This is a genomic window from Enterococcus sp. HMSC078F03, assembly GCF_001811595.1.
Classification (GTDB): domain Bacteria; phylum Bacillota; class Bacilli; order Lactobacillales; family Enterococcaceae; genus Enterococcus; species Enterococcus faecalis.
Window position 1 is genome coordinate 1 of record NZ_KV805541.1, and the last position, 15,419, is coordinate 15,419.

Below are 15,419 nucleotides of genomic sequence, written 5' to 3' on the forward strand. Positions count from 1 at the left end.
TATTTATCTAACTTAATTTTACAATTCGCGTTTTGAAAACTACTTGCTATACAAGTAGTTTTCAAATAATTTTATCATCCTAATCTTCAACAACAGAAAAAATCCAAATTTTAAAATTTAGGCTTGACTAAAATATTTTTTTTGTATACCATGTAATCATGATAATCATTATCATTTAGAAGGAGAAAGTTATGTTAGAAGTGAAAAAGCTTACTGTTTGTTATAACGATTTTTTAGCATTGAACGAGATTTCTTTAAAAATACAAGAAGGTGCTTTAACAGGTATTATTGGTCCAAATGGTGCTGGAAAATCTACATTGCTTAAAGCAATGTTAAATATTATACCTCATCAGGGAGATGTCTCCATTAATAATGAAGACATCAATAAAAAACTGGTAAAGATTGCATATGTAGAACAAAAAGCTGATATTGATTTTACTTTTCCAATAAAAGTAAAAGAATGTGTATCTATGGGAACATATGCCGGAATGAAAGTTTTTCAAAGAATTAAAAATGCAGAATGGCAAAGAGTTTCAAAGGCTTTGGAAAAGGTCGATATGGGAAAATATTCTAATCATCAAATAGGAGAATTATCTGGAGGACAATTTCAACGTGTACTTTTAGCAAGATGTCTTGCTCAAAATGCAGATTTCATATTTTTAGATGAACCATTTGTAGGGATAGACTTAGTTAGTGAACGAATAATTATGGATACGTTAAAAGAATTGAAACATCAGGGAAAAACAGTGCTAATTGTGCATCATGATTTAAGCAAGGTAAAGAAGTATTTTGATAATATTATTCTTTTGAATCGAAATCTAATTGCTCACGGAAGTGTAGAATCTGTATTTAATGAAGAGAATTTAAAAAAAGCCTATGGAGATACTATATTTATTGGAGAGGGGGAATAATATGCTTCAAAATTTTATTAATGGTCTGTATGACTTTCACTTTTTACAGAATGCTCTAATTACATCTGTAGTTATAGGGATTGTTTCTGGAACAGTAGGTTGTTTTATTATTTTAAGAGGAATGTCTCTTATGGGTGATGCTATTTCTCATGCTGTTTTGCCAGGAGTAGCAATTTCTTATATTTTAGGTATTAATTTTTTTATTGGTGCGATTGTATTTGGTCTATTAGCTTCTATCATTATTACTTTTATAAAAAGCAATAGTGTAATAAAAGGAGATACAGCAATTGGTATTACTTTCAGTTCTTTTTTAGCACTAGGAGTTATCCTTATAGGAGTTGCAAATAGCTCAACGGATTTATTTCATATTTTATTTGGAAATATTTTAGCTGTACAAGATATTGATAAGTGGATTACAATTGGCGTTTCGGTTTTAGTGTTGGTTATAGTAGTTCTATTTTTTAAAGAATTATTAATCACTTCTTTTGATCCATTAATGGCAAAAGCAATAGGGATGAATGTCAGTTTTTATCATTATCTATTGATGGTTCTATTAACTTTAGTAGCAGTAACAGCTATGCAAAGTGTGGGAACTATATTAATTGTTGCAATGTTAATTACACCAGCAGCTACAGCATATTTATATGCAAATAGCTTGAAAACTATGATATTTATTTCTGCAACAGTCGGAGCAAGTTCATCATTGCTTGGATTGTTTATTGGTTATAGTTTTAATATAGCAGCAGGATCAAGTATTGTTTTAACAGCGGCATTCTTATTTGTAATTAGTTTTCTAATCTCACCAAAACAAAAATTTTTAAGAAAGAAGGAGAGAAAGTTATGATGAGAAAATGGGAAGCAGTACTGGGAAGTCTGGGGATTTTGATTGCTCTTTTTATATTCGGGGCATGTTCAATAAATAGTAAAGACAAAGATAAAGTGGCTTCGAACGAAAAATTAAAAGTAGTAGTTACTAATTCGATTTTAGCAGATATTACCGAAAATATAGCAAAAGATAAAATTGATTTACACAGTATCGTACCTATTGGGAAAGATCCCCACGAATATGAACCTTTGCCTGAAGATGTTCAAAAAACTTCAAAAGCAGATTTGATTTTTTATAACGGTGTTAACTTGGAAACTGGAGGAAATGCTTGGTTTACAAAATTAGTTAAAAATGCGAACAAAGAGGAAAACAAAGACTATTTTGCAGCAAGTGATGGCATAGATGTTATTTACTTAGAGGGTCAGAGTGAGAAAGGGAAGGAAGATCCCCATGCTTGGTTAAATTTAGAAAACGGTATTATTTACGCTAAAAATATTGAAAAACAGTTAGCGGAAAAAGATCCTGATAATAAAAAATTCTATAAAGAAAATCTAGATAAGTATATTGAAAAATTGGATTCTCTAGACAAAGAAGCTAAATCTAAATTTGCTTCAATTCCGAATGATAAAAAAATGATTGTTACAAGTGAAGGATGCTTTAAATATTTCTCGAAAGCGTATAATGTGCCTTCTGCTTACATTTGGGAAATCAACACTGAAGAAGAAGGAACACCAGATCAAATAAAACACTTAGTTGAAAAATTACGCACAACAAAAGTTCCCTCCTTATTCGTGGAAAGCAGTGTGGACGATAGACCAATGAAAACAGTATCAAAAGATACCAATATTCCTATCTATTCAACGATTTTTACTGATTCAATTGCAGAAAAAGGACAAGATGGTGATAGTTACTATGCGATGATGAAATGGAACCTGGATAAAATTGCTGAAGGCCTTTCGAAATAATTTGGAGGGTAGGTATGGTACAAATTAAAACAACTACTATACTAATTTATTTACTAGCAATTCAGGAATTATCAAAAAGAAAAAAGAAATTAAAAAATAATGATTTAGCAAAAGTTCTAAGTGTTAGTCCAGCATCTGTAAGTGAGATGCTGGCTAAACTTAGATATGAGGACTATTTAGATATAGGATTTCAATTAACTGATAAAGGGAAAAAATTTATTGACGATTACAAAAAAGGTTTTAAGTAAAAGACTTTATTTTTAGGGAGGATAAGAAAATGGCTATTGGAGTGATTATGATAGGACTTATCCTAATAACTGGATATAATTTTTTTAAATCTTTCTCGGATTATTTTAGAAAAGGTGAATGATTTAGATGAGTCTATTAATTCTTGTAGGATTGCTTTTTGTATCAGTTATTTTGCTCTTTCTCATTAGTTTAGCTCTAAGGAATGAGTTCAGTAATAGACGAACGATTGAAACTTCAAGTCCTGTGTAATATAATATAGTTAATTCATCTTATTAGGAGGAAGTACCCATAGAAACCAGAGATTATATTACAACTCACCAAAAATTAATAGAAAGTGGACTAAGCCATTTTGAAAAAGAAGGATTTCAGCAAACTAAGATAAGGCAACTGTGCTTGACCGCAGGCGTAACTACGGGTGCTTTTTATAAACATTTTACTTCTAAGGAAGCGTTATTTGAAGAAATTATTCAGCCGCATATTAATGCGCTTATTAACATGTATAATGAAGAGTTTACCAAATACCTCTTAAACTTAGAAAATATAGATATAGAGAAAAGTTGGAGAGAGAACTTCAATGAATTAGATCCATTTATTAATTATATTTTTGAGAATAAACGTATATTCGATTTGGTTTTATTCCAATCAGCTGGAACCAAATATCAAGATATTGTTGAAAAAATTACATCATTTGTGACAAAAAAGACAGTCTGTTGTCTAGATAAGTTAAAGACTATCGGAATGATCAATCAAAATTTAGTCTTTAATGAAGAAGAAATCCACTTCTACATTTACTCATTCTACGCTACATTCTATGATATATTGAAGCATAGCTATTCAAAAGAAAAGACTATGCTATTAACCAGAAGATTGTATCGATTTTCTGTTCCTGGGTGGATTGAATTACTGAGTTAATTAAAAAAAAGCTTGCATTGAGAATTGTTCTCAGTTATGCTTTTTGATAAGATCGCACTGTTATCTGAATAACGGTACATTTTTATCAGCTTAAGATAACAGTGCGATCTTATTTTTTGGAGGTGAAAGAGTGTCAAAAATCAATCCGTTAACCTTAATTACTTTAAATATTTTTTTCCCGGTCATTATTTTTTTAGGAAAGGGAAATATATTTCAAGTGGGGTGTTTCATTATTGCTACAGTTTTAGTATTGATGTTTCGTAAAATAAAGACATGTATTTATTTCATCTTGATTTATTCAGTTCTGTTTTTAGCAATGAAAATTATTGATGCTATCAAGATAGAGTTTTTTACTATTTTTTTTGGGACATCCTTATATATTGTATTTCGAATGTTGCCGGTCGTAATGATTTCATGGTTGTTGGTTAGTGTCTATACTAGCAATGAATTATTATCCTCTTTAGAAAAAATACATTTACCGAAAAAAATAATGTTAAGTATTACAGTAGTGATCAGATTCTTTCCGACTTATCGTTCTGAAATAAGAATGATTAAAGAATCTTTAAAAATGAGAAACATTCGCTTGTCTTTTTTTCAGCCTCTGCAATATTTGGAATTTCTGTTAGTTCCCGTTCTTATACGTGCAACTATGATTGCTGAAGAAATGACCGCTAATGCAATAACAAAGGGGATAGAATCTCCTGTGAAAAGAAGTTCTTACTATAAAACAAACATGAGCTTATTAGACTATATCATCCTGTTTTCCGTTACTATTTTTTTCTTAAGTATTTTGATTTGAGGTGAAAGAATTGTTTGAATTTAACAATGTTTCTTTTTCATATAAGGATGTTAAGGAACAAGCGCTTGTTGACCTTAATTTTTCAATAAAAAAAGGCAGTCTTACATTGATTACTGGTTCTTCTGGGAGTGGGAAATCCACACTATTAAAGTTAATGAATGGACTTATTCCAAGACTTTATGACGGAAAATTGGTTGGGGAAATTTTATTTGAAAATAACTCGCTAAAATCCTTAACACAAGAAAGTATATCAAAAAATATTGGCTACGTAAGTCAAGATCCTAGAGGACAATTCTTTACAACAAATACAACGAGTGAGTTAGTATTTTCGATGGAAAACTTTGGATTTACAAAAGAGCATATGGATAAAAGAATCAATGAATTAGCTGAATTATTAGATCTTTCAAATATATTAGATAAAAACATTTTTTCGCTATCAAGTGGTGAACGGCAGAAAATTTCTATTGGATGTAGTTTATCGCTAAACTCTAAATTAATTATATTGGATGAACCGTCTTCAAATTTGGACTTCAAAGCGACTAAGAAACTTGCTGACTTACTTTGTGATTTAAAAAATAAAGGATTTACTATTGTTATAGCTGAACATCGTTTTTACTATTTGAAAGAATTAATTGATCAAGTTCTATTTGTTAAAAATAGAACTGTAAAAACTACAACTATTCAGTTGTTAAAAACTGAAAACAATAACGCATTAAGGAAATTTGACATTTTTAATAGTTCGATTGAAGTTCCCTATATCGAAAAGGCAAGTGCAGATGTATTAAAAGTTGAAGAAATTACTTATGAAAATATTCTAAAAGACATAAATTTTGATGTCAAAGTTGGAGATGTTATTGGTTTGGTAGGGAAAAACGGTGTGGGGAAAACAACCTTACTAAGAATACTCATGAAGATTATTCGCCCTACCAAAGGAAAGATAATCGAAAATAAAAAAAATTTGTCATCGCCGTTTTTAGTAATGCAAGAAATGGATTACCAATTTTTCACAGAATCAGTGAGGAGCGAGTTAGCCCTTGGGAATGAAATAGTTAGTAAAGATCAGCAAGAAAAAATTTTAAAAAAAATGGAACTTTATAAAATGAAAGATCAATTACCGTTTGATTTATCCGGTGGAGAAAAACAAAGATTATTGGTTTCTATAGCTTCATTGTCAAAAACTAATTTATTTCTATTTGATGAACCTACAAGTGGGTTGGATTATATCAATATGGAAAGGATTGCTGACCTTATTAAAGACTTAAAAGAAAGGGGTGCAGTAGTTATAGCCACTCATGATCCGGAATTTCTTTATAAAACATGCAATAGAATTATTTATTTAAAAAATGGTGGAATAAAAAAAGATATAAAACTTAGAGTAGAAGATTCAACTTTGATAGAACAGATTTTTAATGACATAACGAAATAGAATTGAGGAGAATATATATGAAAACAAAAGATTATATTTTTATTGGTTTAGCTACAGTTATTTCCCTAGTAATTTACTTTTTTTCAATAATGATTAGTAGTATTGGTGGGGCGTTTGGTCACAGCATATCCCCAGGGATTTTTGGATTATTATCTGGAATCATATTTGTTTATATTAGTTATAACTACTCTAGAAAAGGAATTTTTACTATTTACACAATAGTTTTGTTATTATTTTTTACGTTAATGGGTGGGGCGTACTTACCTTGGTTTATCAGTTCGATTAGTACGGCGATCTTAGCTGATATTATTCTATCCGTATTTGGATATGATCGAGCAATTCCTCAAGTTGTGTCTTGGGCTCTAATGCAATTAGGCAGTGCTGCCGGACAGTGGATTCCCATATGGTTCTTTACAGATCGTTTTCGTCAAGACTGGATAGATAGAGGACAATCTGCTGCAACAATGGATGCAATGATCCACTACGCGGTGGGTATATGGGGAATCATTTCAGTGTTAGTTGTAGCAAGTTTATCTATGATTGGTGTATTGATTGGAAGAAAAGTCTTAAAAAAATACAAAAAATAGAACGTAGTTTACCTTCTATCTGTTTATACATCTCTAATTTACGCTATTACGGAAAGCATTAACAGTCGTAAACGAATAAGAGAAGAAATTGATTGCGGGGGAGAAAAAAATGAAAGTATACAAAAAATTATTTAGTTATGTCCCTAAAAAGAAATGCTACGGATGGTTAGCCACTTTATTTTCTGGTTTTTCTGTCGTATTAACAGTCTATGGATATTACAGTATTTACAAATTTCTTCAGTCTCTAATTATTGTAGGAGATGAATATTTAGCTAAGAGTTATTCGGTTCAAACTGTTGCTTGGTTAACTTTAGGAGCTTTATTCTATATTTTTTCTGGCTTATTTTCTCATATCCTTGGGTTTCGCTTAGAGACTAATTTGAGAAAAAAGGGAATTAGCGGTTTAACAGGAGCAAGTTTTCGTTTTTTTGATTTAAATTCTTCGGGATATATTCGAAAGACAATTGATGACAACGCGGCTAAAACACATATGGCAATTGCTCACTTGATTCCAGATAGTGCTCAAGCCATAGTAACACCTGTTTTATCAGTTGCCTTAGGCTTTTTCATTAACTTTAAAATTGGATTGGTTCTAATCGCCATGTTAGTAATTGGTGTATTCTTGTTAAAGAAAATGACAGGGAATACAAATTTTATTCAAAAATATCAAGATTCGTTAGATGTGTTAAGCTCTGAAACGGTAGAATATATCCGCGGAATTCAAGTTATAAAGATATTTGGTGCTAAAGTAACATCATTTAAAGCCTTGAATAAAGCAATTAACGATTATGCTAAGTTTGCATATAAGTATTCTTTGAGTGGGAAAACACCTTTTATTCTTTTTCAATGGCTATTTTTTGGTATAGTTTGCATTTTGATAGTTCCTATAACCTTTTTTATAACTTCTCTTACCACTCCCAAGATATTAGCTGTTGACTTGTTGATGTTGTTTTTTTTAAGTGGAATTATTTTTGTTTCTTTCATGAGAATAATGTATGTAAGCATGCACTTGTTTGAAGCAAGATATGCAGTCGAAACACTAGACTCCCTTTATTTAGAAATGAAGCAAGACCAACTAAAATATGGGAACGAGACACAGATTAAAAATTGTGACATTGCATTTGAAAATGTCAGCTTTTCATACAAAGAAGAGTGTGTTTTAGAAAATTTCAACTTAGTTTTAGAACAAAAAAGAATTTATGCATTAGTAGGAAAATCAGGAAGCGGAAAAAGTACGATAGCTAAACTAATTTCAGGTTTCTACAATGTGGATAAGGGACAGATTAAAATTGGTGGTAAGCCTTTAAATCACTATTCAAAAGACACGATTATTAACACAATTGCTTTTGTCTTTCAAGATACGAAACTATTCAATCAGAGTATTTACGATAACGTTTCTATAGCAAATCCTCAAGCGCCAGCAAGTAAAGTATTTGACGCGCTAAGATTAGCCGGTTGCGAATCGATTTTAGAAAAATTTCCCGAAAGAGAGCATACCTTAATTGGTAGTAAAGGAGTTTATCTGTCAGGAGGAGAAAAACAACGTATAGCTATTGCCAGAGCAATTTTAAAAGATGCAAAGATTGTTATTATGGATGAAGCCAGTGCATCTATTGATCCAGATAATGAGTATGAACTACAAAAGGCTTTTCAATATTTGATGAAAGAAAAAACAGTTATTATGATAGCTCATCGATTATCCAGCATTAAATCTGTAGATGAAATTCTTGTCTTGTCAGAAGGGAAAATAGTAGAACGTGGAAATCATAATGAATTAATGGCTAAACATCGAGTGTATAAACAATTGGTCACTAATTATGAGAATGCAAATGATTGGAGGCTTGACAATGAAAAGTTTTTATAAAAAAAAATTTGCTTTAACTGATCAGGGCGCAGAAGCTTTAACTAAAGCTTCTATTTCTAGTTTTTTTGTATACTGCATTAATATGGTACCAGCATTCATTTTAATGATGCTGATAGACGAATTAGTTTTAGAAAATGCAAAGCCCCATTGGCTTTATTTTGCCGTATCGTTTGTTACTTTGCTTTTCATGTATTGGTTGTTAGATAGGGAGTATGAAAACTTATATAATAGTACTTATAAAGAAAGTGCGCATTTAAGAGTGCAAATTGCAGACGATTTGTCAAATTTACCATTATCCTATTTTTCAAAACATAATTTATCAGATTTATCTCAAACTATCATGTCTGACGTTGAAGGTATTGAGCATGCGATGAGTCATGCAATACCTAAATCCGGTGGTATGGCTCTGTTTTTCCCTTTTATTTCAGTGATGCTTTTGGTTGGTAATGTCAAAATGGGATTAGCTGTTATTTTGCCAACGTTATTTAGTTTTGTCTTAATCTTGTTATCAAAGAAATCCCAAACGAAAGCCAATACTAAATATTACGATACTTTGAGAGAAAACTCGGAAGAATTTCAAGAAACTATTGAATTGCAGCAAGAGATTAATAGCTTTAATCTATCTAAAAAAGTTCAAGACAGACTTTTCAAAAAAATGGAAGAGAGTGAAAGGATTCATTTAAAGGTAGAATTAAGTACTTTTTCAGTCATGGCCTTATCCTCTATTTTCTCATATGTTAGTTTAGCAGTAGTCATTCTAGTAGGCGTTCACTTACTGTTAACGGGTGAAGTGACTATACTCTACGTCGTTGGTTACTTACTAGCCGCAATAAAAATAAAGGATTCCTTCGATTCTATGAAAGAAGGAGTGCTTGAAATATTTTATTTAGCTCCTAAAATACAGCGAATTAGAGCTATGAAGGAAACTAGTATCCAAGAGGGATCAGATAGTTCTCTGAAATCTTTTGACATTGAGTTGCGAGATGTCTCTTTCTCATATGATAACAATACCCCAATTTTAGATCATATCTCGTTTACGGCTAAACAAGGAGAAGTGACTACGTTAGTAGGTGCTAGTGGTTCCGGGAAAACTAGTATCTTGAAATTAGTGTCTAGACTGTATGATTATGATGAAGGCTGTATTTTAATTGATGGGTATGATATTAAACGTGTATCTCCAGCTTCTTTGTTTAGCAAAATCGCTATTGTTTTTCAAGAGGTAACTTTGTTTAATACAAGTATTTTGGAAAATATACGTATTGGAAATAGTCAAGCGTCAGATGAGGAAGTGAAAAAAGCAGCTCGTTTAGCTAACTGCGAAGACTTTATTGAAAAACTACCTGACGGTTATCATACATTGGTCGGAGAAAACGGAAGTTCGCTTTCTGGAGGAGAGCGACAACGCCTATCCATAGCACGGGCTTTTTTGAAAAATGCGCCAATTTTAATTTTAGATGAAATTACTGCCAGTTTAGATGTGGAAAATGAAAAACGTATTCAGGAAAGTTTAAATCGTTTAATACAAGATAAGACAGTACTAATTATATCGCACCGCTTGAAGTCTATTGAAAAGGTAAATAAAATTGTAGTGATGGATCAAGGAAAAGTAGTTGATCAAGGTACTCATAGTGAGTTGTATCGAAGATCAGAAATATACAAAAATCTCATAAAGAAAACTAAACTATCTGAGAAATTCGTCTATGAAAAAGAAGCTCAATCACGATGATGAAATAGGCTTTAAATTAACCTACAAGTTTTGGGATATAGTTATAATTCTTTTTCAAAAAGAATAATTTTATTAAACAGCATCTAATTTTGAATACACGAAAGAATCAGTATGGGTGAATTAGTTCACTTAATGTCTATTCTTATAATATAAGGAATAATCAAAGTTTTAAAAAATTGGCGATAAACCAGTTAAGCATAAAAGATTGAATAAAAAGTTATAGTTTCTTTCATATTGCCGCTTTAAGTAGAGGAAAAGCTACTTAAAACGGTATTTATGTTTGACTTGACTAATAAAAGTGAATTCTTATTTTTCAGAGCTTAAACTACATGTTTTTTTTAATAATCTGATTATCTCTATGCACCGATAAATTCGTTTTCAAATAGTTATCTATTCATATGAGTTTTATTTCATGTTATTTATTGTTGACAAGAGCAACTCTTGTTGGTAAAGTATCAGCGTCAAAACGTAACGTTTACGATTTGAGGTGTCTAAATCAAAATAAAAGGAGTATAAAGGTATATGGCAAAAAAGTCGAAAATTGCTAAAGCAAAGAAACAAATGGCGATGATTGAAAAGTATGCAGATAAACGTCAGGAATTAAAAGCCGCAGGAGATCGCACCGCTCTCGCTAAATTGCCAAGAGATTCAAATCCAAATCGTCTGAGGCTTCGTGATCAGACGGATGGTCGTCCAAGAGGGTATATGCGAAAGTCCCGTATTAAGTTTAGAGAACTTGCCCATCAAGGGTTGATTCCTGGAGTAAAAAAAGCAAGTTGGTAAGAGGAGGAAATATCATGGCAGTACCAGCAAGAAAAACATCTAAGGCGAAGAAACGGTTAAGAAGAACTCATCAAACTGTAGTAAAACCAGAAATTTCATTTGACGAGGCGAATGGTGATTATAGACGTAGCCATCATGTATCTTTAAAAGGGTACTATAATGGAAAGAAAGTAATTAAAGGAGCTTCAAAATAGTTTATATATAACTTTTAGGAGGGAACCAAAATGGAAATTATTTACCCACCTTTAGTTGAAGAAGGATTAAAGTATTATCTTGAAACGACCCAACAATCGCTAGATAAAAGTACTTTTTATCGTTCAATGGTAGAGAGAGGAATTATTACTGAAACGGGTTTGCCGACCCAACAGGCAATTGAAAATGGATTAGTCAAGGATTACTACGAGGATCAAGGGTTATCATTTGATGAGTTTTTAAGAATCTATCCAATTTTTGAAGAGTATGACAAGGAGTTATTTCAATGTATCGATGGTTATTGGGAGATACCTGTTGATATGAAAGAAAATTTAGTTTCACAATTGGAATCTGGCGAGTTAAATTTTGAAGATGCACAACAAATTCAAGCGTATCTTGAAGATCGATAAGTATTGAAGGAGGAAGATTTATGCGTCAAAATATTATTTTGGAATGTGTCGAAACTGGAGAACGTCTGTATCTCACCAGCAAAAATAAACGGAATAACTCTGAACGGCTAGAATTAAAAAAGTATTCTCCAAAATTGCGCAGGCGGGCAATTTTCAAAGAAGTGAAATAGGTAAGTGGTAAAAAGGTGACAAAATGAGCATACCAGTTACAATCGTTTCTGGGTTTTTAGGTGCTGGAAAAACAACGCTAATCAATCAAGCCTTGCAATTCTCACCCTATCCCAGGGAAGAAATTATTATAATTGAAAATGAGTTTGGTGAAGTTGGAATTGATCACAAATTAAAGGTATTAAAGTAGTATGTTTAATCAAATAGAACAAGATTGGATAATAGTTTATATTTTTAATCCTAGACCATTATTGGTGATTCAAAGACTGCAACCACACTGATTAACCTATCGAAGGGTACAATTCCAAAAACTAAAATCAAAACTAGTAATTCTAATGATATCAAAACTGAGTTGAACATTAAGTAGCCACAGTATCTAAAATGGTGAGGAATTAGCAATAATTACTACGCCGAAAGAAAAAGAATAATAGAGAAAACTTTCTTGTAAAAATTATCTATAAATTAGTTTTTATTACAATTGCGCTGTTTTATTTTACTTTATGATGATAAAAGGAAAGATAAAGTCATATGTCTGATAAAAATACCTATGCACGTCGTAGCCAACGTCACAAACAAGAACCTGATATCTGTGAAAATACAAATCAATTGAATGAAGCTGTAAAGTCCAAAACCGGAAACGAAAACAAACAACCAAAAATACCGAAGAAAAAATCTAATTATAGCAAGTATATATTCGCATTGTTTACCGCACATATTCTAGTAATTGTCGCTACTGGCGGTTATATTGTTTATACATTAAAACAGCAAGAAGTAGAAGCTCAAACCAAATATGAAACTGCTGCAAAAAATCTCATGGCTTCAATCCAAGAAGAGCAAGACCAAAGTGGAATTTCAACGAAAATAGATACTATAAATGACGGAGAAAATAAGTGCCTTGTTTACAGTCCAGTTTATGAAAGTACTGTTCCTTTCAAAAATGCAAACCAGCTCGTAGACGAGCTTGCTCAAAAGTAACAAAAGAAGCAACGTGAAAAAGAAGTGCTTACAGTTGCCAGAATAAAAGCAACAGCAATATCTTCTAAAATTGGTCAGTATAGAATTGAAGCAGATAGTTTTATCTGGGATCGCAGTAAGGAAAATTTTAAAAAGCTAGACAGTATTTCTGAGAAAACCATTTATGTTTCCGAAAAAACTGGTAAAGAAATCACAAATAAGGATTTGATTCCAGATGAAGGAAGTCTCTTAGGTATTCAACAGGTGATTCAGCAATCCATTCTTGATCACGCCAAAGAGCTTGAAAAAATAATTGATGCTGTATTAACGATAGATAGAATTTCTTACGAGAGTAAAATGACTTATACACCTGATGAATTGACCATCGACCTACCAAAGAACACAACTGAAACTACTAAAGTTACTCTAAAATACAGAGACATTGCGCCTTTTATTGATACAGATCTGGTTTCGCAAGAAAGTATAAAAGATGCGTTACCTGCATTAGATGAAAATAAAAAGTATGTCGCTCTTACTTTTGATGATGGACCCAATAATAGCTCAACACTTGATTTGTTGAATATACTAAAAACAAACAACGTGAAGGCTACTTTTTTCATGTTAGGACAGATGGTGGATCAAAACCCAGATGTTGCAAAACAAGTCCACGACGAGGGTCATGAGGTAGCATGTCACTTGTATTCTCATCCACAGTTGAATACACTTTCGACAGATGAATTACAAAGTGAAATGAATAAAGCTAATAAAGCTAATAAAGCAATTTTTAAGGCTACAGGCGTCTTGCCTCGCAATATCCGTCCTCCTTATGGCGCTATTGATAAAAAAAGTGCTGAAACAATTGGCATGCCAATTATTCAATGGAATATTGATTCGCTAGATTGGAAAACAAGAAATCCTGAAGCAATCAATAATGTTGTCAAACAGAATGTCTTTAATGGCGCAATCATCTTAATCCACGATATCCATCATGAATCAGTCAAAGCTGTACCAGGATTGATCACTATGTTAAAAAATGAAGGATACGAATTTGTGACGATCGATCAACTATTGTCAGGAAAACAAAAACCATTACATCAATATTTTGGTATGAATGATGAACGGTTAGTAGACTGACTGTTATTAAATTGCTAGGTACGTGAAGAAGTTATATTTGTAGTTTCTCTCTCAGAAAAAAAGTTAAGCAAAACAAATTGATAAAGAGTATCAAGAATGCTAATCCTTATTAGTTAAAGTTCTATCTGGAAAAAGCAAAAGTATTTGAGACACAACACGCAGCCTTTGGATATTTAGCTTTGGATTATGGATTGATACAAGTTCCTATTGCTGGACTAAGTCCTGAAGAAGAGCCATCTTCTGGTCAATTCGCTGAATTAAAAGAGTATGCCAAAAAAATAATATCAATTATATTTGTTTTGAAAAGAATGCTAATGATACAAAAACTTTGGCCAACGAAGCTGGGATAAAATTGGAAGTATTGAATCCTCTTGAAAGTCTTATAAAAGAACAAATGAATAATGGTGAAGATTATGTTTCAGTAATGGAAGACAATCTAAAAGCGTTAGAGAAAACAACTATGGTTGCTGGTGAAGAGGTAGTTCCAGAAAAAGAAGCGAAGGATGAAAAGACAGTTGCTAGTGGGTACTTTAAAGATGTCGATGTGAAGGATCCCGAATTGAGTGATTATACAGGTGAATGGCAATCTGTTTATCCGTTGTTAAAAGATGGAATTTTGGATGAAGTTTTCGATTACAAAGCAAAACTCAATAAAGACATGACAGCTGCTGAGTACAAAGATTATTATACTACTGGCTATGAGATAGTTTTCCTTTAGTTAGATTTAACCTGCTCTTTATTATGCATAGAAAGAGGATTCCTATGAAAAAAACTATTACAATCCTAACTGACTATCTTGGTTTAGGAAAAATTGATATGAAGATAGGAGACGTAATAATTATTGGGATTTTGATTATTAGCTCCTTTATACCTTTATTTATTTTTTCTCTTGAGAAGGGGAACCAAGGAACTACTAAATATGCTGTTGTTCGAATTAATGGCAAGGAAGTAGATCGCTTTAATTTAGATAAAATCAGTCATAAATATGTGAAGTATTATCCAGCTAAGGGACAATATAATATTATTGAGATTAAAGATGGAAAGATCCGAGATAGAGAAGATAATAGTCCTGATCAGATTGCAGTTAGAACTGGATGGATATCAAATCCTGGTCAGACTAGTATTTGCTTACCCCATAAATTAGTTATTAGTATTGAGAAAAAAGGAAGTCCTGATTATTATATTTACTAATAAAATCTGACTTATTTTAGAGAAGTGGTTACTATTTTTAGTATTGTAAGATTACAGTAATGTCTTCTTTCTGGGTAAAACGGTTGCAAAAATCTATATTTACCAGTGTTATATTATTACCAAAAAGGCGCAGTGAAATAATTCTGCAAAAAACCGTTGGGGCTCTAGGGCTCTAATGAGTTTTGTCTTTTACATATAGTGTAAAGGGCAGAAAAAGGGAAAAATTTCGCATATTAAAGACCATCCTTTTCCAAATCTTCAAGTATGTTAGCACGCATGTTTTTAGTTACGCGAATTGTAAAATTAAGTTAGAAAAATAAAA

General features: G+C 31.9%; 15 protein-coding genes and 3 pseudogenes. All 18 read left to right on the forward strand.

What is annotated here, in order from left to right:
• Positions 1-191: 191 nt before the first annotated feature.
• The 18 genes and pseudogenes from HMPREF2810_RS03040 to HMPREF2810_RS03135 all read left to right on the forward strand — a co-directional run bounded on the left by HMPREF2810_RS03040 (position 192) and on the right by HMPREF2810_RS03135 (position 15,097).
• Positions 192-911 (forward strand): metal ABC transporter ATP-binding protein, encoded by a 720-nt coding sequence (locus HMPREF2810_RS03040; protein ID WP_002363088.1) that lies wholly within the window; start codon positions 192-194, stop codon positions 909-911.
• A gap of 1 nt (position 912) precedes the next feature.
• Positions 913-1,755, forward strand: coding sequence for a metal ABC transporter permease (locus HMPREF2810_RS03045; protein ID WP_002364866.1), 843 nt, complete (start codon positions 913-915; stop codon positions 1,753-1,755).
• Positions 1,752-2,702 carry a metal ABC transporter substrate-binding protein gene (locus HMPREF2810_RS03050; RefSeq protein WP_002364865.1) on the forward strand — a complete coding sequence of 317 codons (951 nt, stop codon included), beginning with the start codon at positions 1,752-1,754 and terminating at the stop codon, positions 2,700-2,702. The genes HMPREF2810_RS03045 and HMPREF2810_RS03050 overlap by 4 nt, the downstream gene beginning before the upstream one ends.
• Positions 2,703-2,716: 14 nt before the next feature.
• Complete coding sequence (locus tag HMPREF2810_RS03055) at positions 2,717-2,950, forward strand: metal-dependent transcriptional regulator (protein ID WP_002297302.1); 234 nt, start codon at positions 2,717-2,719, stop codon at positions 2,948-2,950.
• 328 nt (positions 2,951-3,278) lie between these two features.
• Complete coding sequence (locus HMPREF2810_RS03060; RefSeq protein WP_071623368.1) at positions 3,279-3,863, forward strand: TetR/AcrR family transcriptional regulator; 585 nt, start codon at positions 3,279-3,281, stop codon at positions 3,861-3,863.
• 130 nt (positions 3,864-3,993) lie between these two features.
• The gene (locus HMPREF2810_RS03065) at positions 3,994-4,662 is read left to right on the forward strand and encodes an energy-coupling factor transporter transmembrane component T (RefSeq protein ID WP_002358579.1); all 669 of its coding nucleotides are present in this window, start codon (positions 3,994-3,996) and stop codon (positions 4,660-4,662) included.
• Between the two features lie 10 nt (positions 4,663-4,672).
• A complete protein-coding gene (locus HMPREF2810_RS03070) occupies positions 4,673-6,088 on the forward strand; it encodes an ABC transporter ATP-binding protein (protein ID WP_010706716.1) in 1,416 nt (471 codons plus the stop codon).
• 17 nt (positions 6,089-6,105) lie between these two features.
• Positions 6,106-6,675: an MptD family putative ECF transporter S component gene (locus HMPREF2810_RS03075; RefSeq protein WP_002363093.1), complete on the forward strand. Its 570-nt coding sequence runs from the start codon at positions 6,106-6,108 to the stop codon at positions 6,673-6,675.
• A gap of 109 nt (positions 6,676-6,784) precedes the next feature.
• Positions 6,785-8,539 carry an ABC transporter ATP-binding protein gene (locus HMPREF2810_RS03080; RefSeq protein ID WP_002370903.1) on the forward strand — a complete coding sequence of 585 codons (1,755 nt, stop codon included), beginning with the start codon at positions 6,785-6,787 and terminating at the stop codon, positions 8,537-8,539.
• Positions 8,499-10,265 (forward strand): ABC transporter ATP-binding protein, encoded by a 1,767-nt coding sequence (locus HMPREF2810_RS03085; protein ID WP_002392324.1) that lies wholly within the window; start codon positions 8,499-8,501, stop codon positions 10,263-10,265. Before HMPREF2810_RS03080 ends, HMPREF2810_RS03085 begins: the two co-directional genes overlap by 41 nt.
• A 522-nt stretch (positions 10,266-10,787) precedes the next feature.
• Entirely contained in the window at positions 10,788-11,048 is a 261-nt protein-coding gene (rpsN, locus tag HMPREF2810_RS03090; RefSeq protein WP_002363096.1) for a 30S ribosomal protein S14, read from the forward strand.
• A gap of 14 nt (positions 11,049-11,062) precedes the next feature.
• The gene (gene rpmF, locus HMPREF2810_RS03095) at positions 11,063-11,242 is read left to right on the forward strand and encodes a 50S ribosomal protein L32 (protein WP_002297318.1); all 180 of its coding nucleotides are present in this window, start codon (positions 11,063-11,065) and stop codon (positions 11,240-11,242) included.
• Positions 11,243-11,272: 30 nt separating this feature from the next.
• On the forward strand, positions 11,273-11,650 hold the full coding sequence (locus HMPREF2810_RS03100; protein ID WP_002363097.1) for a hypothetical protein: 378 nt from the start codon (positions 11,273-11,275) through the stop codon (positions 11,648-11,650).
• 20 nt (positions 11,651-11,670) lie between these two features.
• A complete protein-coding gene (gene rpmG, locus HMPREF2810_RS03105) occupies positions 11,671-11,820 on the forward strand; it encodes a 50S ribosomal protein L33 (RefSeq protein ID WP_002363099.1) in 150 nt (49 codons plus the stop codon).
• A gap of 23 nt (positions 11,821-11,843) precedes the next feature.
• Positions 11,844-11,999 (forward strand): annotated as a pseudogene (locus HMPREF2810_RS03110) (GTP-binding protein); the annotation flags it as partial.
• A 347-nt stretch (positions 12,000-12,346) separates the two neighbouring features.
• Positions 12,347-13,906: pseudogene (locus tag HMPREF2810_RS03120) on the forward strand (polysaccharide deacetylase family protein).
• Between the two features lie 131 nt (positions 13,907-14,037).
• A pseudogene (locus tag HMPREF2810_RS03130) lies at positions 14,038-14,609 on the forward strand (metal ABC transporter solute-binding protein, Zn/Mn family); the annotation flags it as partial.
• A 59-nt stretch (positions 14,610-14,668) separates the two neighbouring features.
• Positions 14,669-15,097, forward strand: coding sequence for a NusG domain II-containing protein (locus HMPREF2810_RS03135; protein ID WP_002363103.1), 429 nt, complete (start codon positions 14,669-14,671; stop codon positions 15,095-15,097).
• Positions 15,098-15,419 lie beyond the last annotated feature (322 nt).

What these genes read in the sequence shown, in the direction of transcription:
- HMPREF2810_RS03100 (WP_002363097.1), top strand. Translation starts at nt 11,273, where the DNA reads ATGGAAATTATTTACCCACCTTTAGTTGAAGAAGGATTAAAGTATTAT.
- rpmG (WP_002363099.1), top strand. Translation starts at nt 11,671, where the DNA reads ATGCGTCAAAATATTATTTTGGAATGTGTCGAAACTGGAGAACGTCTG.
- HMPREF2810_RS03050 (WP_002364865.1), top strand. Translation starts at nt 1,752, where the DNA reads ATGATGAGAAAATGGGAAGCAGTACTGGGAAGTCTGGGGATTTTGATT.
- rpsN (WP_002363096.1), top strand. Translation starts at nt 10,788, where the DNA reads ATGGCAAAAAAGTCGAAAATTGCTAAAGCAAAGAAACAAATGGCGATG.
- HMPREF2810_RS03075 (WP_002363093.1), top strand. Translation starts at nt 6,106, where the DNA reads ATGAAAACAAAAGATTATATTTTTATTGGTTTAGCTACAGTTATTTCC.
- HMPREF2810_RS03135 (WP_002363103.1), top strand. Translation starts at nt 14,669, where the DNA reads ATGAAAAAAACTATTACAATCCTAACTGACTATCTTGGTTTAGGAAAA.
- rpmF (WP_002297318.1), top strand. Translation starts at nt 11,063, where the DNA reads ATGGCAGTACCAGCAAGAAAAACATCTAAGGCGAAGAAACGGTTAAGA.
- HMPREF2810_RS03055 (WP_002297302.1), top strand. Translation starts at nt 2,717, where the DNA reads ATGGTACAAATTAAAACAACTACTATACTAATTTATTTACTAGCAATT.
- HMPREF2810_RS03045 (WP_002364866.1), top strand. Translation starts at nt 913, where the DNA reads ATGCTTCAAAATTTTATTAATGGTCTGTATGACTTTCACTTTTTACAG.
- HMPREF2810_RS03080 (WP_002370903.1), top strand. Translation starts at nt 6,785, where the DNA reads ATGAAAGTATACAAAAAATTATTTAGTTATGTCCCTAAAAAGAAATGC.
- HMPREF2810_RS03040 (WP_002363088.1), top strand. Translation starts at nt 192, where the DNA reads ATGTTAGAAGTGAAAAAGCTTACTGTTTGTTATAACGATTTTTTAGCA.
- HMPREF2810_RS03085 (WP_002392324.1), top strand. Translation starts at nt 8,499, where the DNA reads ATGCAAATGATTGGAGGCTTGACAATGAAAAGTTTTTATAAAAAAAAA.